The 20,017-nt window shown below is 71.2% G+C and carries 13 protein-coding genes; 4 read left to right on the top strand and 9 right to left on the bottom strand.

Annotated elements, in window-relative coordinates; all coding sequences use genetic code 11:
* The first annotated feature begins 45 nt into the window (after positions 1-45).
* Complete coding sequence (locus I5071_RS13235) at positions 46-603, top strand: hypothetical protein (protein WP_236605804.1); 558 nt, start codon at positions 46-48, stop codon at positions 601-603.
* A 48-nt stretch (positions 604-651) separates the two neighbouring features.
* On the opposite strand, the gene serA is transcribed toward I5071_RS13235, so the two are convergent.
* Both serA and I5071_RS13245 read right to left on the bottom strand, forming a co-directional pair.
* The gene (gene serA / locus I5071_RS13240; RefSeq protein WP_236605805.1) at positions 652-1,872 is read right to left on the bottom strand and encodes a phosphoglycerate dehydrogenase; all 1,221 of its coding nucleotides are present in this window, start codon (positions 1,870-1,872) and stop codon (positions 652-654) included.
* A 71-nt stretch (positions 1,873-1,943) separates the two neighbouring features.
* Positions 1,944-4,574: a neutral/alkaline non-lysosomal ceramidase N-terminal domain-containing protein gene (locus I5071_RS13245; RefSeq protein ID WP_236605806.1), complete on the bottom strand. Its 2,631-nt coding sequence runs from the start codon at positions 4,572-4,574 to the stop codon at positions 1,944-1,946.
* A gap of 169 nt (positions 4,575-4,743) precedes the next feature.
* On the opposite strand from I5071_RS13245, the gene I5071_RS13250 reads away from it, so the two are divergent.
* Together I5071_RS13250 and I5071_RS13255 are read left to right on the top strand one after the other, a co-directional pair.
* Complete coding sequence (locus I5071_RS13250) at positions 4,744-5,499, top strand: PP2C family protein-serine/threonine phosphatase (RefSeq protein WP_236605807.1); 756 nt, start codon at positions 4,744-4,746, stop codon at positions 5,497-5,499.
* A 211-nt stretch (positions 5,500-5,710) separates the two neighbouring features.
* Positions 5,711-7,420 (top strand): hypothetical protein, encoded by a 1,710-nt coding sequence (locus tag I5071_RS13255; protein WP_236605808.1) that lies wholly within the window; start codon positions 5,711-5,713, stop codon positions 7,418-7,420.
* Here I5071_RS13255 and I5071_RS13260 read toward each other — a convergent pair whose 3' ends face one another.
* Positions 7,421-8,851, bottom strand: a complete 1,431-nt coding sequence (locus I5071_RS13260; protein WP_236605809.1) for an AI-2E family transporter — start codon at positions 8,849-8,851, stop codon at positions 7,421-7,423.
* Between the two features lie 93 nt (positions 8,852-8,944).
* Between I5071_RS13260 and I5071_RS13265 the strand changes: the two genes are divergently transcribed.
* Positions 8,945-10,222: an MFS transporter gene (locus I5071_RS13265; protein ID WP_236605810.1), complete on the top strand. Its 1,278-nt coding sequence runs from the start codon at positions 8,945-8,947 to the stop codon at positions 10,220-10,222.
* Position 10,223: 1 nt separating this feature from the next.
* Here the strand turns inward: I5071_RS13265 and I5071_RS13270 are convergent, their stop codons facing one another.
* From I5071_RS13270 to mutS, 6 genes are all read right to left on the bottom strand, one after another.
* Positions 10,224-11,819: a glycosyltransferase family 39 protein gene (locus I5071_RS13270; RefSeq protein WP_236605811.1), complete on the bottom strand. Its 1,596-nt coding sequence runs from the start codon at positions 11,817-11,819 to the stop codon at positions 10,224-10,226.
* A 99-nt stretch (positions 11,820-11,918) separates the two neighbouring features.
* Positions 11,919-13,688, bottom strand: a complete 1,770-nt coding sequence (locus tag I5071_RS13275) for a 30S ribosomal protein S1 (protein ID WP_236607638.1) — start codon at positions 13,686-13,688, stop codon at positions 11,919-11,921.
* A gap of 266 nt (positions 13,689-13,954) precedes the next feature.
* Positions 13,955-14,650, bottom strand: a complete 696-nt coding sequence (gene cmk / locus I5071_RS13280) for a (d)CMP kinase (protein WP_236605812.1) — start codon at positions 14,648-14,650, stop codon at positions 13,955-13,957.
* Positions 14,647-16,029, bottom strand: coding sequence for a 3-phosphoshikimate 1-carboxyvinyltransferase (gene aroA / locus I5071_RS13285; protein ID WP_236605813.1), 1,383 nt, complete (start codon positions 16,027-16,029; stop codon positions 14,647-14,649). The genes cmk and aroA overlap by 4 nt, the downstream gene beginning before the upstream one ends.
* Before the next feature lie 130 nt (positions 16,030-16,159).
* Positions 16,160-17,308, bottom strand: a complete 1,149-nt coding sequence (locus tag I5071_RS13290; RefSeq protein ID WP_236605814.1) for a bifunctional chorismate mutase/prephenate dehydratase — start codon at positions 17,306-17,308, stop codon at positions 16,160-16,162.
* A 55-nt stretch (positions 17,309-17,363) separates the two neighbouring features.
* A complete protein-coding gene (mutS, locus tag I5071_RS13295; RefSeq protein ID WP_236605815.1) occupies positions 17,364-20,006 on the bottom strand; it encodes a DNA mismatch repair protein MutS in 2,643 nt (880 codons plus the stop codon).
* Positions 20,007-20,017 lie beyond the last annotated feature (11 nt).

Raw genomic sequence — 20,017 nt, forward strand, 5'->3', positions numbered from 1 at the left:
TCGCTACGTAGCACACCGGGCCGCGACACCGGTACCGTGACACCCATGCGCTGGATGCTCGCCACAACGCTCGTGACCGCGCTCGGATGCGGCGCATCGAGCGTGCCGTGTGCGTCTTCGCTCGCGTGCGGCGAGGCGCAGGTGTGCGGGCTCGACGGCGTGTGTGGCGCGCTGCCGCCGAGCGCAGGGCACGCGGCGCATCGCGCGCCCGAGACGTGGGCGATCACCGAGGACGGTGCGCCGCGCGAGCTCGAGCGCGGCGGCGACGCGATCACGATCGGCGGTACCCGCCACGGGGCGCTGTGGCTGCGCTTCGACCCGCTGCTCGATCCGCCCGAGCGCGCCGTGCTGGTGCTGCACGCGCCCGACCCCGCGATGCGCCGAGCACGCGAGGGCACGATCACGATCGCGCGCCCCGATGGTCAGGAGCTCGCGCGGGCGCGCGTCACCACCGGTGCGGCGCGCCCGATCACGATCGCGATCCCGGTCGAGGCGCAGCGCGCGATCGAGCTCGTCGTGCGCGCCGATCACGCGCTCGCGATCGCGACCCCGCGCCACGTCGATCCGCGCCGCCGCCCGCGCCTCGAGCTCGTGCTTCGATAAGCACACATCGAAGCGCGCCAGACGTTTTCGTCCGACGGGGGCCGGAGCTCAATAGAGCAGCGTCGCGCTGATCGTCGTGGGCAGCTCCGCCATGCGCTGGCAGAGCTCCTCGCCCACGCGACGCGCCGTCTCCTCCGACACGTCCATCACGAGGTAGCCGATGTTCGCGTCGGTCGCGAGCACCTGACCGACCACGTTCGCGCTCGCCTCGGAGACGATGCGATTCACGTCGCGCAGAACGCCCGGCACGTTGCGGTGGACGTGCGTGAAGCGGTGCACCCCGTCGCGCTTCGGCAGCTCGGCGTTCGGGAAGTTCACCGCGCCGTTCGTCGCGCCGTACTTGAGGAAGCGGATCAGCGTGTTCGAGACCTCGTGGCCGATCGCGACCTGCGCCTCCGCGGTCGAGCCGCCGATGTGCGGCGTGAGCACGACGTTGGGCAGGCCCTGCAGGTCGCTCACGAAGCGCCCGTCGTTGCCCTCGGGCTCGACCGGGAACACGTCGATCGCCGCGCCGCCGAGGTGACCGCTCTTGATCCCCTCCGCGAGCGCCGGGATGTCGACCACGGTCCCGCGGCTCGCGTTGATCAGGTACGCGCCCTTCTTCATCAGCGCGATCTGCTTCTGCCCGATCATGTCCTTCGTCGACGGCGTCTCGGGGACGTGCAGCGTCACGAAGTCGGCCTTCTCGAGCAGCTCCTCGAGGCTCTGCGCCGCGCGGTTGTTGCCCATCGGCAGGCGCGCCGACACGTCGAAGAAGAGCACGTTCATGCCGAACGACTCGGCGAGCACGCCGACCTGACGACCGATGTGCCCGTAGCCGACGATGCCGAGCGTCTTGCCGCGGATCTCGCGCGAGCCCTCGGCGCTCTTCGTCCACACGCCGCGGTGCATCTCGTTGTTCCGATCACCGAAGCGACGCGCGAGCATCACGATCTCGCACATCATCATCTCGGCGACGCTGCGCGTGTTCGAGAACGGCGCGTTGAACGCCGGGATGCCGCGACGGTTCGCTTCTTCGAGCGCGATCTGGTTGGTGCCGATGCAGAACGCGCCGATCGCGCGCAGCGAGTCGGCGGCCGCGAGCACCTTCGGCGTGATCGTCGTCTTGCTCCGGAGACCGACCGCGACGACGCCCTTGATGCGCTCGCAGAGCTCGTCCTCGGGCAGCGCCTTCTTCAGCAGCTCGACCTCGAACCCCTCGGCCTCGAGGTTCGCGCGCGCGTCGGGGTGGATGTTCTCGAGAAGCAGGATCCGTCCGGCGTCGGTCATGGCGTGCGCGTGCATGTGCCCGTGTTGACGCGACGTGTCAAGGGCGGCCCAGACACGTCGCGGAGTGCCAATCAGGGCGTCGCGGAGCCGGTGTTCCCGTGCTCGTCGGTGACCGACAGGAAGCCCCAGCCCGCCGGCGGCGCGATCGTGCCGCGGCCCGTCGCATCGAGCGTGATCTCGGTCGCCGCGCCACCGTCGAACGAGACCTCGATCGTCGCGCCACGGAGCGGTGCCGGGCGCGTCGCGCCGGTCTCGAGATCGAGCAGTCGATAGCCGAACGGCGCGCTCGCGCTCACCTCGATCGACGTGCCGCTCACGACGACGCTGAGCGTCGCGGGCGAGACGCGGAACGTCTCGCTCGTGATCTCGTATCCCGGTCCGACCACCCGGAAGCGATAGATGCCGACCGGCGCACCGCGTCGCGGCGCGAGCGGATACGCGCCCTCCGCGTCGTCGAGCCAGCCCACGGCCTGCCACTCCGCGGCCCAGTAGTGCGTGTGCGGGCCCTCGCCCGAGAGCGGATCGGGCGTCCACGTGAGCAGCACGTCGCCCTCGCCCACCGCGCGACCGCTGCGGCGCGTCGCGCTCTCCCACGTGCCCGGCGAGGTCTCGCGCTCGATCGTGACCACCGGTGATCCCGCGAGCGGATCGGCGCCGATCCACACGAAGTACGCGGACTCGAGGCGCGCGACCTCGATCGGCTGCGCCGCGATCGGACGACCACGACGCGTCAGCACCGTCGAGGGCAGCGAGCTCGGCACCATGCCCGCCATCGGCGCGGCGTCGGGCTCGAGCGCGTCGTCCATCACCGGCACCTGCACGCGCGTGGTGCCGCCCTCCGCCGCGTCCTCGCGCTCGCTCGACATCGCGAGCGGGATGAGGCGCGCGGCCTCTTCCATGATCGCCTCGCCCTCGAGCGGGCCCCAGAACGTGATCGTCGGCTCGTATCCGCCGCGCAGCCAGTCCTCGGCGGTCATCATGTAGCCGCCGTGATCCTGCGCGTAGCCGATCACGATCGTGTGATCCGCGTCGACGCTCGAGAGCGCGCGCAGTCGATCGACCAGCAGCGTCACCGGCTCACCGGGCAGCGTCACGAGCACGAACTCGCCGATGCGCGCCGCGCTCACCGTGGTGCGCGTGGTGTCGCAGATCGGCGGCGCGTCGAGCGTCACCTCGAGCGCGGTCTCGAAGAGCCGGTCGACCTCCTGGAGCATCAGGCAGCTCGGGTACGGCGTGTCGTCGAGGTCGCTCGTGCCCGGCATCTGCGCGCGCCCGAGCACGAGATCGCCGCTGCAGAGCGCGGCGCCGTAAGGCGCGTTGAACTCGTCGATCGGCGAGACGAGCTCGGTGCGCGTCTCGGGATCCTCCCAGATGCGACCGTCCGCCTCGCGACGAAGATCGAACTCCGCGTAGGCGAGCGCGCCGTCGCGCACCGTGAAGCGCTCGTGGCCCGGGCCGCGCGTCACCGAGCGCGAGACCATCTCGAGCTCCGCGCTCTCGCGCATCGACTCGCCCGCGCTCGTCCATGCCGCCAGGATCGCGGCGCGCGCGTTCCATCCCACGCTCTCGACCCGCGCGTAGTCCCGGCAGAGCGGGCCGCGACAGTGCCCGTCCGCGCACGTCTCGAGGCCCTCGCACTCGTCGTCGCTCGTGCACGCCGCGCCGAGATCGCACTGGGTCGCGCCCTCGAGCCCGACCGGCGACACGTCGCCCGCCGCGCCCTGCAGGTGGATCACCACGACGCGATCTTCGAACGCGTCCTCGAGCACGCGCTCGATCGCGCCGGGGGCATCGCCGCTGACCATCGGGTTGTCCGCGTCGAGCACCGTGCCGTGCATGCCGAACACCGGCAGCACCGCGATCGCCGTCCCGTCGGTCTCGTCGACGCGGATCACGAAGAGGTCGTGATCGTCGCGGCGACCGCCGGCGAGATCGTCGTTCTCGCCGCGTCGATCGCGGTTCACGCGATCCTCGGGATCGAAGCCGGTCTCGTGCGCGATCCCGACGCGCGCAGGGCGGCGGTTCGCGAGCGCCTCGCGCGCCGCGGCCTCCATGTCGCCGAGCAGCGCGTCGTACGCAGTGCGGTGGAACGCGCCGAACCCGACCTGCATCGCCGAGTGGCCCGTGTAGTTCGCGAACGCGCTGTGGGAGTGGCTCACCGCGAAGAGCACCTTGCCGCTGAACGCGGGGCCGAGGCGCGCCTCGAGCTCGTGCGTGAGGCCCTGGTACGCGACGCCGAGCTCGGCCTTCACGATCAGGATCGTCTCGTCGCCCGCGGGGCTCGCCTCGTCGTAGGTGCCGCTCGTGATCGCGACCACGCGCACGTGCGGCCAGGTCTCGATGCCCACCGACGACGCGAACGAGCCTGCGAGCGCCGACTCGCGCGTGTCGACGAACCCTTGCGATCCGAAGCGCGACGAGCGGGCGGTGTAGGCACCGAGCGTCACCCCGAGCGGGATCGAGATCGGCCGCTCCGCCGCGCCCGCGCTGAGCGTCCCCGCGGTCACCGTGCCGCCGGCGCGCGCCGTGGGCGCCATCTCGACGTAGGTGCAGTGGTTCGTCGACGGCGGCGGCGCCGGTGGGCCCCCGTCGACCGGACCGGCGTCGGGATCCACGGCGGCATCGTCGTCCCCGCACCCGAGCGCGAACGTCGAGACGACGACCAGAGACAGGGCCCAGCGCGCGATCGACCTGTACGGCACGGCGACTCCCCTCGGGCGGCCGTCGTTGAAGGAAGGACGGGCCGACGGCCATCCTAGGAGGGCACACAGCAACGCTTCAATTGGCAGTTCCGGCCCGGTGTCGGGGGACGCGTATGTCTCTTGCTCCGCGGACCTCGCCTCCCATACGCTGCTCCCCAGGAAACTACGCGTGCGAAGGGTCAGCTCCGGCCTCACCGACGTCGGTCGGCGGCGCGTCTCGAACGAAGACGCCTTCGGTCTCGACGACGAGCTCGGCCTCTACGTCGTCGCCGACGGAATGGGTGGTCACGCCGCGGGCGAGATCGCGAGCCGCGAGGCCGTCGACAACGTCATGGCGATGGTGCGCCGGCAGCGCGACGTGCTCGCCGCGGTGCAGGGCGGGGATCGCAGCCCCGAGACGATGCGGCGCGTGCTGCGCGTCATGGAGAGCGCGATCCAGGCGGCCACGTACATGGTCTTCGCCATCGCGGAGAACGAGCCCGAGCAGCGCGGCATGGGCACGACGCTCTCGAGCCTCCTGGTGATCGGCGACGTCGGCATCACCGGCCAGGTGGGCGACAGCCGCGTGTACCAGGTGCGCCAGGGACAGGTCACGCGCCTCACCGAGGATCACACGCTGGTCGCGTGGCAGGTGAAGCAGGGGATCATCTCGGCGGCCGAGGCCGAGCGCTCACCGCACAAGAACGTGATCACGCGCGCAGTCGGGAGCCGCGACTACGTGCAGGTCGACACGCACGTCGTCGACGTCCAGCCGGGCGACTCGTTCCTGCTCTGCTCCGACGGGCTGCACGGGTACCTCGAGGACCACGAGATCCCGGCGATCGTCGATCTCGGCCCCGCCGTCGCGACGCGGCACTTCATCGAGCTCGCGAACAAGCGCGGCGGCCGCGACAACATCACGGCGCTCGTCATCGAGATCCTCTGAGCTGCCGTGCGGGCCCTCCGCGGCCGAGCACTCCAGCTGGACTGATCGCGACTGGCCCGAGCGGCCAGCGAAGAGACCGGGAAATCCGCGAGTGAGCGCGCTCACCGGCGCGCCCGAGGTGCGCCGCGCGCCGTCGATACTCTCGCGCGAGCTCGTTTGAGCTCAAACGATCTCCGGAGGCTCGATCATGGCGCGGCCCCGCTCGCTTCGGGTGGCACTCTTCTCGACGATCCTGGCGCTCGCCGGGTGCACCGAGGGCAACGACCGTCCACCGGGACGCCAGGACGACGGCGGCACCGGACCAGGCCCGATCATCGAGGGCATCTGCTCGAGCACGACCGACAGCGACGGCGACGGGCTCTACGACGCGATGGAGGGCACGGAGGACTGGGACGCCGACGGCAGCGGCAACCACCTCGACACCGACTCCGACGGCGACGGGCTGCTCGACTCGGCGGAGTCGGGCGGGCTCGGTGGATGCCGCGCGCGCAACAGCGACGACGACGCGATCCCCGACTACCTCGACAACGACTCCGACAACGACGGTCTCTCCGATCGCGAGGAGACCGAGCGCTACGAGACCGATCCGCTGAGCCCCGACAGCGACGGCGACGGATACATCGACGTCGCCGAGGTCGCGACCGGGCACGATCCCAACGATCGCAACGACGGGATCCCCGAAGACGACTTCTACGTCGTGCTGCCCTACCGCGGCGATGCGCAGGAGCGCGAGCTGCGCTTCGGCACGACGGTGAGGCAGGCCGACGTGTTCTTCATGATGGACCGCACCGGCTCGATGCGTGAGGAGGTCGCGCGCCTCAAGAGCTCGCTCGACACGGTGGTCGAGCAGATGACGACGACGATCGACGACATCGGCGTCGGTTTCGGTGGCTTCGCGGGGTTCGGCGGCGCGGCGGGCCCGCGCGTGTGCACGCCCAACCCGTTCGGTGGCGCGCCGATCTGCACCACCGGCGAGGGCAGCGCGGGCGACGTGCCGTTCAACCTCTACGGCGTGATCACGACCGACCTCGCGCAGATGCGCGCCGACCTCGACATGATGCAGGCCGATCAGGGCGGCGCGAACTGGGCCTCGAGCAACGAGGCGCTCTACCAGGCCGCGACCGGCGAGGGCATCGCGCCGTGGGTGCCGATGCAGCGCTGCGTGGCGGTGCCCGACGAAGAGGGGCGTCGCTACGGGTATCCGTGCTTCCGCCCGGGCTCGCTGCCGATCATGGTCGTGCTGACCGACACCTCGTCGCGCAACGGTCCGCTCACCGAGGGCATCGACGGCGCGACCTACGATCCCGCGGCGTTCACGATGGGCCCGCCGGCGCACACCTACGATCAGACGCTCGGGTCGCTGCGCATGATCGGCGCGCGCGTGATCGGCGTGGTGAGCGGTGAGGAGATCGACAACCCGACGCCCGAGCAGCAGTTCGACGCGTGGGCGCGCGAGACCGGCACCGTGTACGCCGATGGTCGTCCGATCCGGTTCACCATCGCGTCGAACGGCACGGGCCTCGACACCTCGATCGTCGAAGCGATCCGGGTGCTCGCCGAGGAGACCCCGCAGAACATCAGCGCCGTTCCCTACGACGGTGAGGATCTCCCGGCGCAGGACCCGCCCATCGACGCGACCGGCTTCATCAAGTCGATCACGCCGGTGCGTCTGCTCGAGGACGGCGTGCCCACGGTGGCGTGCCCGATGGCCGAGCGCTGCGACGACTGGATCTTCTACGACGTCGCGCCCGGAGACGTGGTCGAGTTCCGCGTCCGGTTCCTCAACGACTTCGTCGAGCCGCGCTCGACCACGCAGCTCTTCGAGGCCCGCATCGTCGTGCTCGGCAACGGCGTGGCCGAGCTCGACGAGCGCGACGTCGTCATCATCGTGCCCGCGGGCTCGGTGCCGAACCTGATCTGATCAGCGGGTGCGCGCGCCCGGCGACGAGGTCTCGGGCGGCGGAGAGATCACGGTCGCGTCCGCCGGGCTCGCCGGCGGGCGCTCGAGCCCGGGACGGCTCTCGCTCGCGGGCACGCCGAGCGCGACCTCGCGGAAGTGCAGGAACAGGCTCTGCCCGATCGAGAGCACCGGGACCGCGAGCAGCGCGCCGGTGATCCCGAAGAAGTGCTCGCCCGCGAGCAGCGCGAACACCACGAGCACCGGGTGCACCTTCGCCGCGTCGCCGAGGATCTTCGGGTTCAGGAGGTTCGCCTCGACCTGGTGGATGCCGATGATCCACGCGAGCACGAAGAGCGCGACGCCGAACCCGTCCTGCAGGCCGACCACGACCGCCGGGATCGAGCTGATGATCGCCCCGAAGATCGGGATGATCGAGAGCACCGTCGCGATCAGCGTGAGCAGCGGCCAGTAGTCGAGACCGGCGATGTAGAAGCCGATCCCCGAGAGCACGCCGTTCACGAGGCAGATGACGAGCTGGCCGCGCACCACGCCCGCGAGACCGCGGTCGATGCGGCTCAGCAGCACGTCGAACATCGTGCGGCGATCGGGGCGCACCAGCTGGCGGAAGAACGCGAGGATGCTGTCGGCGCTGATCAGCAGGTACGCCGAGAGCATCAGCATGATGAAGAAGCGGAAGATGCCGCCCACCACCGCCGCGATGAACGACTGCGCGGTGCGCAGCGCCGACGCGACGCTCTGCTCGCCGTGCGCGAGCTCGCCGCGGAGCGCCTCGGTGAGCTGCACCGAGAGGTCGCGCCGGGCCGCCTCGCCGGTCGCGGCCGCGGGCCCGACCACGTAGTGCCCCTCGGCCTCCTGGCGGATCTCGACGCCGGTGTCGGGCAGCACGATCTCGTAGCCGCCCTCGTCGCGCGGCACGACGCGGATGGTGCGCACCGGCTCGGGCACGTTGGGCTCGGGCGCGCTGACCGCATCGGGCTCGTCGGGGCTCGGAGGCTCGGCTTCCTCCACCGCGCCGAGCGAGCTCGTCGCGGAGCGCAGCGTGCGATCGAGCTGCGGGAGCCACTCGTCGCGCAGCGTGCGCACGGTGCGCGGCATCTCGCGCGAGAGCTTCTGGATCTCGGAGACGACGAGCGGCGCGCCAACCGCGACGCTCGCGGCCATCGCGCCGAGCAGCGAGAGATAGAGCACCAGCACCGCCGCCCAGCGCGGCGTCTTCTTTCCACCGATGCGCACGCGCTGCATGCGCTCGACGAGCGGCGCGAACACGTACGCGACGATCAGCGCGATCGCGAACGGCGCGAGCACCTCGCGGAAGACCCAGAGGATCCCCACGAGCAGTGCGCCCGTCACCGCGAAGAAGGCGATGCGCCGGCTGCGTGAGCCGGGCCCGCTCTGGCCCGTCAGGAGCGACGGCGGGTCAGGTCTCTCCACCAATCCCGCCTATACGCTGTTCGGTCGAAATCGTCCACGGCCGCTTTTTCTTCTCCCGGGAAGGGAACGACGAGTACACCTCGTTCGCCCGCAGTGAGCGACGAGACCAAGCGCGGAAAGGCCCTCGCCTGGACCAGCTCCGCCTATTTCGGCGAGGGGCTGCCCTTCAGCTTCCTGCACCAGCTGGTCACCGAGTACCTCACCGCGATCGGCGCGCCGCCATCCGTCGTCGGCTACACGTCGTGGTTCCATCTCTCGGTCACCGCGAAGCCCCTGTGGAGCCCGCTGATCGACCTCTTCGGGACGCGCCGCGGATGGATGATCGCGCTGCAGCTCGTGCTCGGCGTCGGGATGGCGCTGATGGGCGCGATGGTCGCGGGCGGTGGTGGCGCGCTCGAGACGCCGTGGCTCTTCTGGGGCGCGCTCGCGGTGCTCGCGGCGGTGCACGCGACGCACGACATCGCGTGCGACGGGCTCTTCATGGTCGCGCTCGATCGGCGCGAGCAGGCGCTCTACTCGGGCACGCGCATCGCGGCGTACCGCATCGCGATGTACGTGGGCTCGGGCGCGCTCGTCGTGCGCGCGGCGCGCGCGGGATGGACCGCGGCGTTCACGACCGCGGGCGCGCTCATGGCGCTCACCGCGGCGCTCAACGCGTGGCTCGTGCCGCGCGTCGAGGACGACGACGCGCCGAAGGGCGAGAGCGTGCGACCGAGCGCGTCGGGCTTCGGCGCGGCGTACCGCACGTTCCTCGCCCAGCCGCAGGCGCTGAAGGTGATCGTGTTCGTGCTGACGTACCGGCTCTGCGACGTGCTCACGTTCGCGATGGCGCCGGTGCTGCTGCGCGATCTCGCGGTCGACACCGAAGCGCGCGGCGTGCTGCGCAGCATCGGGCTCACCGCGAGCATCGGCGGATCGCTCCTCGCGGGAGGGCTGCTCGCGCGCGGTGGGCTCGAGCGCTGGCTCGTCCCGTTCACGTACGCGATGGCGATCCCGTTCTATCTGCTCGTCGCGTGGCTGCGCCCACCGTTCGAGTGGATCGCGGTGGTGTACACGCTCGAGCAGCTCGCGGGCGCGCTCGCGGGCACCGCGCTGCCGGTGTTCCTGATGCGTCGGTGCAAGCGCGCGTTCTCCGCGTCGCACTACGCGTTCTTCTCGGCGATCACCGCGCTCACCGCGACCGTCGCGGGCGGGCTCTCGGGGCACGTCGTCGAGGGGCTCACGTCGGCGTTCGCATCGGGCGCAGCCGACGCCGCGAGCGCGCGGGCCGACGCGCTGGTCGCGTTCTTCGCGCTCTGCTTCGTCGCGGCGCTGCCCGCGGTGATCCTCGTGCACCTCGTGCCGACCGATCCGATCGAGCTCGAGACCTGACTCAACGCGAGAGCACCTCGAGCGCGCGCTCCACGTGCGCCCTGCCCTCCTCGTCGCGCGCGATCGCACGAGCCGCTTCGAGCGCGGCGCGAGCCTCGTCGCGACGTCCCATCGCCGCGAGCGCGAGCGCACGACCGATGCGCGCGTCGATCAGCTCGGCGTCGATCGCGAGCGCACGATCGTAGGCCTCGATCGCACGATCGGGCTCGCCGCTGCTGGCGAACGCATCGCCCAGCACGGCCCACTGCCGCTCGAAGTGCGCATCGCCGCGCACCGGGATCGCGACGACGATCGCGAGCACCGTGGCGAGGCCGAGCAGCCCGAAGCGCCGTCGATCACCCCACGCGCGCGCGAGCCGCTCGACACCGAACACCGCGAGCACCGAGAGCACCGGCACGATCACGACGCGATAGCGATCGGTCACGAACGCGACGATCACGCTGAGCACGAACGTCGCCGCGATCGCGGCGACGACGAACACCGGATCCTGCCGCGATCCGAAGAGCCCCACGAGCATCCCGACCAGCGCGAAGGGCGCGATCCATCCGGTCTGCACCAGCGGCGCGCCGATCGTCCTCGTGCTCTCGCGCACGAAGTCGTACGGGAACACCGCGCCGAGCTCGGCCGCGTTGAAGAAGAGGTGGACCTTGCGCGCCATCAGCACGAGCCATGCGTCCGGTTGCGCGACCACGTGATCGATCGTGCGCTGCGTCCAGTAGCGATCGGCCTCGCGCGGCGAGAGCTCGCGACCCAGCGCGCGCTCGGCCGCGCGATGGAACCCGGCGAGCTGCGTCACCGGCGAGTCCGCGCCGGGCGCCTCGGGCGGCACGCGGTACGCGCCGTTCGCGCCGGGCCCGTTGCCGAGGAACAGGTTGAGCGCGGCAGGTCCGCCCACGTCGGCGCCGCGTCCGGTGAGCGCGCCGAGCGAGAGCGGCGCGAGCGCGAGCATCGCCGCCAGCAGCACCGCCGTCGCGTGGCGTGCCCGAGCCGCGCGCGATGCGTCACCCGGCGCGAAGAACGGCGCAGGCACGAGCACCGCGAGCTCGAGCAGCACGTTGGGCCGCAGCCACGCGAGCGCCGCCAGCATCGCGCCCACCGCGGCCCATCGCGTCACGGTGCCGCGCTCGATCGCGCGCAGCGCGAGCCACACGAGCGCGATCTGCGCGCACGCCGCGAGCGAGTCGGGCAGCACCACGCCGTCGAAGAACACCATCGGCCCGGAGAACGCGACGAGCGCCGCCGCGACCAGCGCCCCGCGCCACGGCACGACGCGGCGAGCGACCGTCCACGTCGCGATCACCGTCACCGCGCCCGCGACGAGCTGCAGCACGCGCGGCGCCCACGGGTCCGTGCCCAGCACGCGATACACGCCGCCGAGCAGCACGAAGTAGCCCGGGCTCATGATCGGCAGCCGCTCGCCCGCGCCCATCGCGCCCGACGCGAGCCGCATCGCAGCGTCCTCGTAGACCAGCGAGTCGCTCGGCGGGCTCACCCACCACGGGAACGTCGCGAGCTCGAGCACCCACGCGACGCGGAGCACGATCGCGGCGAGGACGATCACCACGAGCCAGCGCAGCTCGTCACGGCTGGGACGCACGCACCGAAGCTTCGCTCGCGGGCACGAAAAACGTCGAGGGCCGGAGCGCTCACGCGCATCCGGCCCTCGCCTTCGCTCAGGAGCGAGCTCTCTAGGAGCTCAGCTCTCCTCGTCCTGCCCGCCGACGCCGAGGCCGCCGAGCTTCTGCTTGAGCACGTCGCCCAGCTTCGCGCCGCCGGTGCTGCGCGAGGGGCCGGTCGGACGCGCGGCCGGCTCGGCCGAGCGCTCCTCGCCGTACTTCATGACCGGCGTGCCCTGCTCCAGCTCCATCTTCTTGAGCGAGAGCGTGATGCGGCGGTCCGACGGGTTCACGTCGATGATCTCGGCGCGAACGATCTGGCCTTCCTGGACGATCTTGCGGGGATCGTCGATGCGGTCGTACGAGAGCTCGCTCATCGGGACGAGACCCTCGACGCCACGCTCGAGCTCCACGAACACGCCGAAGTCGGCGATCGAGATGACGCGGACCTCGAGCATCGTGCCGGCCGGGTAGTCCGACGGGATGCGCGTCCACGGATCTTCGTAGAGCTGCTTGATGCCGAGCGAGACCTTCTTCTCGTCGTGGTTGATCGAGAGGATGATCGCCTCGACCTCGTCACCCTTGCGGTAGACGTCCGCCGGGTTGTTGATGCGCTGCGTCCACGAGAGGTCGCTCTTGTGGACCATGCCGTCGACGCCCTCTTCGATGCCCACGAAGACGCCGTAGTCGGTCACGCTGCGGACCTTGCCGCGGATGATGTCGCCCGGGTTGTACTTCTGGACGAAGATCGACCACGGATCCGGCTCGAGCTGCTTGAGGCCGAGCGAGATGCGCTTGTTGACGGCGTCGACGTCCAGGATGGCGCACTCCACCTCCTGGCCGACCTCGAGCACCTTCGACGGGTGCTTCGGCTTCTTCCACGACATCTCGCTGACGTGGATGAGGCCCTCGATGCCGGGCTCGAGCTCGACGAACGCGCCGTAGTCGGTGATCGAGACCACCTTGCCGCTGATGCGCATGCCCGCCGGGTAGCGCTCCGCCGCGGTGTTCCACGGATCGTCGATGGTCTGCTTGAGGCCGAGCGAGACGCGCTCCGTTTCGGCGTTGTACTTGAGGACCTTGACGGTGACCTCGTCGCCGACGTTGAACACCTCGCTGGGGTGATTCACGCGGCCCCAGCTCATGTCGGTGATGTGGAGGAGGCCGTCGATGCCGCCGAGGTCCACGAACGCACCGTACTCGGTGATGTTCTTGATGACGCCGGTGACGACCATGCCCTCTTCGAGGTTCTGCAGCGTGCGGGCCTTCAGCTCGTCACGCTCCTTCTCGAGGAGCACGCGGCGCGACAGGACGATGTTGCCGCGCTTCTTGTTGAACTTGATGACCTTGAAGTCGTAGGTCTGGCCGATCAGCTTGTCCAAGTTGCGGACGGGGCGGAGATCGACCTGCGAGCCCGGGAGGAACGCCTTCACGCCGCCGCGGATCGTGACGCTCAGGCCACCCTTCACGCGCGCGGTGATCGTTCCCTGGATGAGCTCGTCGCGCTCGCACGCGGCGCTGATCTCGTCCCAGACCTTCAGCTTGTCGGCCTTCTCCTTCGAGAGGAGCACGAGGCCGTCGTCGGTCTCCTTGGACTCGACGAACACGTCGACCGCATCACCCGGCTTGACCTCCGCCGTGCCGCTCGGGCCGACGAACTCGGAGATCGGGATGACGCCCTCGGACTTGTAGCCGATGTCGACGACGACGTTGTCCTTGCCGATCGCGATCACCGTGCCCGAGACGATCTCGCCTTCCTTGAGCGAGTCGGCCTTCGCGACGGATGCCTCGAAGAGGGCCGCGAAGCTGTTCGGGTTCGGGGCACGGGTCTGGATCTCGGACTGGGGCATTGGTTGGGTGGGGGACCTTTCTGATTCGTTACGGTGAGGGTCGTGCTGGGAGCCTACCGGGGGATGCACGAGCGAGGAGCCGGTACGGGCCTGAATCGAAGACCCGGAGGTCGGCGCATCGTTCTCGGGCTCGAGCACTGCTGGCCCGGAACAACGCTTCGCCCCGAGGTGTACCCTCGGGGCGACCTACTCTCGTGCGGTGGAGTCCCTACGCGCGCTGGACGCGAACGCGGGGACCGGAGGGGTAGCGCGGCGCTCTCGGGGTGTCAATCGCTGCGGGTGCTGGTGGCACCACGCACGATCCCGACGAGCGTCTCGACCACGGCGTCGAGATCGAGCGCGGTGGTGTCGACGGTGATCGCGTCGCGCGCCGGCTTGAGCGGCGCGATCGGCCGGGTCGAGTCGCGGCGATCCCGCTCGCGGATCTCGGCGAGCACCTGGTCGATCGGCTGGGCCGCACCGCGCGCCTCGAGCTCGGCGGTGCGCCGGCGCGCGCGCTCTTCGTCGGAGGCGGTGAGGAAGACCTTCACTTCGGCGTCGGGGAACACGACGGTCCCGATGTCGCGCCCCTCGAGCACCACTCCACCATCGGCGCCGAGCCGGCGCTGCAGATCGAGCAGCGCGACGCGCACGTCGGGGTGCTGCGAGACGAGGCTCGCGCCCTGCGAGATCTCCGGCGTGCGGATGTCGCTCGATCGATCCTCGCCGTCCACGATCACCCGTGATCCCTGATCGCCCGGCTCGAGCGAGAGCGGAAGACGTCGCGCCAGTGATCCCAGCGCGGGACCGTCGTCCCACGAGATCCCGATCTCGCGCGCGGCGAGCGCGATCGCGCGGTAGAGCGCGCCGGTGTCGACCAGCGTGTAGCCGAGGCGTGCCGCGAGGCGGCGCGAGACGGTGCTCTTGCCCGCGCCCGCGGGGCCGTCGATCGCGACGACCAGTCCGCGCGCGCGCGCCGTCACGCCGTCTCCTCGACGATGTCGGCGCCGAGCGAGCGCAGGAGCTCCGCGAAGCCGGGGAAGCTGGTGTCGACGCAGCCCACGTCCTCGACGATCGTCTCGCCCTCGGACGCGAGGCCGAGCACCGCCGCGGTCATCGCGATGCGGTGATCGCCGTGGCTCGTCACGCGCGTCGCGCGCAACGTGTCGGTGGCCCCGTGGATCGTCATGCCGTCGCGCAGCTCGACGCAGTCGACGCCGGCGTCGCGCAACATCGACGCGGTGATCGAGAGACGATCGCTCTCCTTCACCCGCAGCTCCTCCGCGTCGCGGATCTCGCTCGCGCCGCCGGCGCGCGCACAGATCGCGGCGAAGATCGGCACCTCGTCGATCATGCGGGTGACGAGCTCGCCGCCGAGGCGCGTCGGGCTGTACGGCGCGTGGCGCACCACGACCTGCGCGATCGGCTCCATGCCCGCGGCATCACCGCGCGGCGTGATGAAGATCGGCGCGCGCATCGCGCGCAGCGCGTCGAGGATCCCGGTGCGCGTCGGGTTCGTGCCGACGTTGTCGATCACGATCTCGCTGCCCGGCACGAGCAGGCCCGCGGCCATGATGAACGCGGCGCCGCTGATGTCGCCGGGCACGTCCCACTCGAAGCCGTCCCACCGGCGATCCCACTCCTCGGGATCGAGCACGACCATCGGGCCCATCGTCTGAAGCGGGACGCCGAGCGCGAGCATCATGCGCTCGGTGTGATCGCGCGAGAGCGTGGGCTCGGCGACCGCGGTCGGACCATCGGCCCAGAGGCCCGAGAGCAGCAGCGCGCTCTTCACCTGCGCGCTGGCGATCGGCGACTGGTACTCGATGCCCGTGAGCTTCTCGTCGGGGAGCAGCGGCGCGACCGAGAGCGGCGGATAGTGCTCGCCTTCCTTCGGGCCCTTCACGCCGGCGATGTGACCGCCGCGCGCGCGCAGCGGGTCGACGATGCGGCGCATCGGACGGCGCGTGAGGCTCGCGTCGCCGATCAAGCGCGTGCCGAACTTCTGCGCGACGAGCACGCCCGCGAGCATGCGCATCGTGGTGCCCGAGTTGCCGCAGTCGATCACGCCGCTCGGCATCTTCAGGCCGTCGAGGCCGACGCCGTCGATCTTCGCGGTCACGCCGGTCGCGGGCTCGCCCGAGAACGCGATGCGCGCGCCCATCTGCCGCATGGCCTCGGCGGTCGCGGCGTTGTCGAGACCGCCCGAGAGACCGCGCACGGTCGAGGTGCCCTCGGCGAGCGCGCCGAAGAGGAGCGCGCGATGGCCGATCGACTTGTCGCCGGGGACGCGAACCTGACCTCGCAGCGGGCCGCTCGCGCGGACGCGCCATCGCTTCGTCTCGGAACCGGTGCTCGCCATGTCTTCTTCGCGGTTCGGGGTGAGCGTCGCGGCGGGGCCGCGGCGGGCACGAGGGTGACAGAAATCACGCGCGCGCGCCGCCGTGGTCGCGCGTCGCGCGCGGGAGCGGCCTACCGGATCGACGAGGCGATCAAGGACGCGGGTACGAGCCGAGGACCTTGAGGTGACGCGCGCGCGCCTTCACCTCGTCGATCGCGGTGAGCACCGCGCGATCGCTGCCGTGGCCGTCGAGCTCGACGAAGAAGACGAGGCGCCACGCGCTCGATCGCGCGGGACGCGACTCGAGGCGAGTGAGGTTGATCCCGCGCTCCGCGAAGGGCTGCAGCGCCGCATAGAGCGAGCCGGGATCCTCGCTCAGCGCGAGCACGATCATCGTGCGATCGGCGCCGGTGCGGCGCGGCTGCTGCTGGCCGAGCACGACGAAGCGCGTGGTCGCGCCGGGATCGTCCTCGACGTGCTTGCGCACGAGGCGCAGCGTGTCCGCGACCGGACGCTCCGAGCCGCGCTCGGTGCGCATCGGCGCGGGACGCTCGGAGCCGATGCGCAGCGTGGTGCCGAGCTCGCCGAGCAGCTCGCTGCCGACCGCCGCCGCGCCGTGATCCTCGAGCGCGAGCTGCGCCGCGACGACACCGCTGCGCACGTCGAGCAACGTCGCGCGCGGGAACTCTGCCTTCAGCGTGCGCTCGCACGCCGCGATGGTCGTCGCCGCACCGTAGATCTTCTCCACGTCGCCCGCGTTGCCGGTGCGCGACCAGAGGTGCCACGCGTTGACGGCGCTGACCTCGCCGATGACCTTCGCGCTCGTCTCGACGAGGCACGAGAGCGTCGCGGAGAGCGCGCCGTCGGTCGACGTCTCGAAGGGCACGACCGCGTGCGCGGCGCGTCCACGATCGATCTCGGCGAACACCTCGGTGACGTTCGCCATCGCGCGCACCTCGGCCTGCGAGCCGAACCAGCGACGCGCCGCGAGGTGCGTGAGGCCCGCCTCGGGCCCGAGCACCGCGACCTGCACCGGCGCGATCATCGCGGCGCAGACACCGAGCACCTCGCGCACCACGGGCTCGAGCCCGTTCTCCGGGAACTCGCGCCGGAGCTCGCGCACGCGCGTGAGCACCTCGGCCGGGTTCGGGAGCACGTGGTAGCCCTCGGGGTCGCGCTCGCGCAGCGCGACGTATCCACGGATCGCGCGCGCTCTCGCATCGAGCGCTGCCACGAGATCGGCGTCGGCCTGCTCCAGCGCGGCGCGGATCTGCGCCATCTCGTCCCGCGAGTCAGCCATCGTTGGGCATCGTAGCGCCCGGGCCCTTTCGGGCCAAACGAAACACTGCGTTCGATCAGTGCTTCGAGAGCAGCGATTTGAGCTTCGAGAGCGCGACGAGCGCCTCGATCGGCGTCATCCGATCGAGGTCCAGCTCGCGCAGCGCGCGCTCGAGCTCCGAAGGCTCGGGCGGAGGGGGCGCGATGGCTCGTGGAGCGACCGGCGCGGCGCCGAAGAGATCGAGCTGCGGGACCTCGGCGCGGACGCGCTCGCGGAGGCTCGCCTTCGCGCCCGCAGCCGCATCGGACGCACCGCTCTCGAGGCCTCGGAGCAGCGCCTTCGCGCGATCGAGCACGCGCTCCGGCGTGCCCGCGAGCCGCGCCACCGCGACGCCGTAGCTCTTGTTGCTCGCGCCGGGGACGAGGCGATGCAGGAACACGACGTCGCCCTGGTGCTCGCGCGCCGCGACGTTGAAGTTGCGCACTCCGTCGCGCGTGCGCTCGAGCTCGCAGAGCTCGTGGTAGTGCGTCGCGAAGAGCGTGCGGCAACCGATCACGTCGTGGAGATGCTCGGCGACCGCCCACGCGATCGCGAGCCCGTCGTAGGTGCTCGTGCCGCGGCCGATCTCGTCGAGGATCACGAGGGAGCGGCGCGTCGCCTCGCGGAGGATCGTCGCGGTCTCGCGCATCTCGACCATGAACGTGCTCTGGCCGCGGCCGAGATCGTCGCTCGCGCCGACGCGCGTGAACACGCGATCGACGAGCCCGATGCGCGCGCGCGTCGCGGCCACGAACGATCCGAGCTGCGCCATGATCGCGGCGAGCGCGACCTCGCGCATCGTCGTCGACTTGCCCGCCATGTTGGGGCCGGTGATGACGAGGAGGCGCTGCGCCTCGGCATCGACCGCGACGTCGTTGGGCACGAACGAGCCGGCGGCCGCGAGCGTCTCGACGATCGGATGACGGCACTCGACGAGCTCGAGCGAGAGCGTGTCGTCGACCTCCGGGCGCACGTAGCCGCGGCGGTGCGCGACCTCGGCGAGGCCGGCGTGGACGTCGATCTCGGCGAGCCGGAACGCGAGGGCGCGCAATCGATGCGCCTCGGTGCCGACGCGGCGGCGCACGTCCTCGAAGATCTCGGTCTCGAGCGCCTTGAGGCGATCCTCGGCGTTGAGGATCTTCGACTGCAGCTCCTCGAGCTCGTCGGTGGTGTAGCGCTCGCCGTTCGCGACGGTCTGCTTGCGCCGGAAGTGCGGCGGCACGAGGTGCAGGTTCGAGCGCGTGATCTCGACGTAGTAGCCGAAGACCTTGGTGAAGCGGATCTTCAGCGAGCCGATGCCCGACGCCTCGCGCTCGCGCGCCTCGAGCGCGAGGAGCACGTCCTTGCTCGACGTGGAGAGCGTGCGCAGCTCGTCGACGCGCCCGTCGATCCCGTCCTTGATCATCGGGCCCGCGCTCGGCACGAGCGGGAGATCGTCGACCAGCGCGGTCGCGAGCAGCGACTCGACGTCCTCGCACACGTCGCGCGGCACGAGCGCGGTGAGCACCTCGTCGTGCTGGGCGCCGAGCGCGTCGATCACACTCGTCGCGCTGCGAAGGCCCGCGCGGATCGCGCCGAGGTCGCGCGGGCTCGCGACGCCCAGCTCGGCGCGCGTGGCGAGGCGCTCGAGATCACCGATCTCCGAGAGCGCGCGGCGCAGCACGCGACGGCGCTCGGGATCGAGCACGAACGCCTCGACCGCATCGTGACGGCGACGGATCGCCGCGACGTCGGCGAGCGGCGCGAGCAGCCGGCGGCGCAGGAGGCGCGCGCCCATCGGCGTCGAGGTCTCGTCGAGCAGCGCGAGCAGCGAGCCCGCGCGATCGCCGGAGAGCGTGCGCACGAGCTCGAGGTTGCGCACCGCGGTGTCGTCGAGCGCGAGCTGCGCGCGCGGATCGTAGGGCTCGATCGCGCGCACGCCGATCGCGGTGCGACCCCCGGTCGAGACGCGCGCGTACTCGAGCGTCGCCGCGCACGCCTCGAGCGCCGGCCCCGAGAGGCGCGACGTCGCATCGCCGATCGCCGCGTCGTCGAGCGCGATCGCGAGCGCAGTGCGTCGATCGGCGGACGCCGGGTGCTCGGCGACGCGCGCCTTCGGGAGCGCGCGCACGAGCGCGGCGTGGGTCTCGCCGCCGCCCACGACGAGCACCTCGCGGGGATCGAGGCGCAGCACCTCGGCGAGCATCGCGGCACCGCCGCTCACCGTGCACGCGCGCAGCTCGGCGCGCGTGAGCTCGAGGGCCGCGATGCCGAACGTCTCGCCGTCGTGCGCGACCGCGACCAGCGCGTTGTCGGTGCGCGCGTCGAGCGCGTCGGGATCGAGCGCGAGCCCCGGCGTGACGACGCGGACGACCTCGCGCGGGACGATGCCCTTCACCGTCGCGGGGTCCGCCATCTGCTCGCAGATCGCGACCTTGAAGCCCTTCTCGAGCAGTCGCGCGAGGTACGACGCCGCCGCGTGGTGCGGCACGCCCGCCATCGGGACCTCGCGTCCGTCGATGCCCTTGCTGCGTGCGGTGAGCGTGAGGTCGAGCGCCTTCGACGCGATCACCGCGTCGTCGAAGAACATCTCGTAGAAGTCCCCCATGCGGAAGAAGAGCAGCGCATCGGGGTGCTGCTCCTTCGCACGGAAGAACTGCTGCATCGCGGGCGAGTGGGCGCCCTCTTTCGCCTTCGCCACCTCGGCCTCCT

It is taken from the genome of Sandaracinus amylolyticus (assembly GCF_021631985.1).
GTDB lineage: Bacteria > Myxococcota_A > Polyangia > Polyangiales > Sandaracinaceae > Sandaracinus > Sandaracinus amylolyticus_A.

Coding starts and splice junctions, on each gene's coding strand:
- I5071_RS13275 (WP_236607638.1), bottom strand. CDS start 13,688: ATGCCCCAGTCCGAGATCCAGACCCGTGCCCCGAACCCGAACAGCTTC.
- I5071_RS13235 (WP_236605804.1), top strand. CDS start 46: ATGCGCTGGATGCTCGCCACAACGCTCGTGACCGCGCTCGGATGCGGC.
- serA (WP_236605805.1), bottom strand. CDS start 1,872: ATGACCGACGCCGGACGGATCCTGCTTCTCGAGAACATCCACCCCGAC.
- I5071_RS13290 (WP_236605814.1), bottom strand. CDS start 17,308: ATGGCTGACTCGCGGGACGAGATGGCGCAGATCCGCGCCGCGCTGGAG.
- aroA (WP_236605813.1), bottom strand. CDS start 16,029: ATGGCGAGCACCGGTTCCGAGACGAAGCGATGGCGCGTCCGCGCGAGC.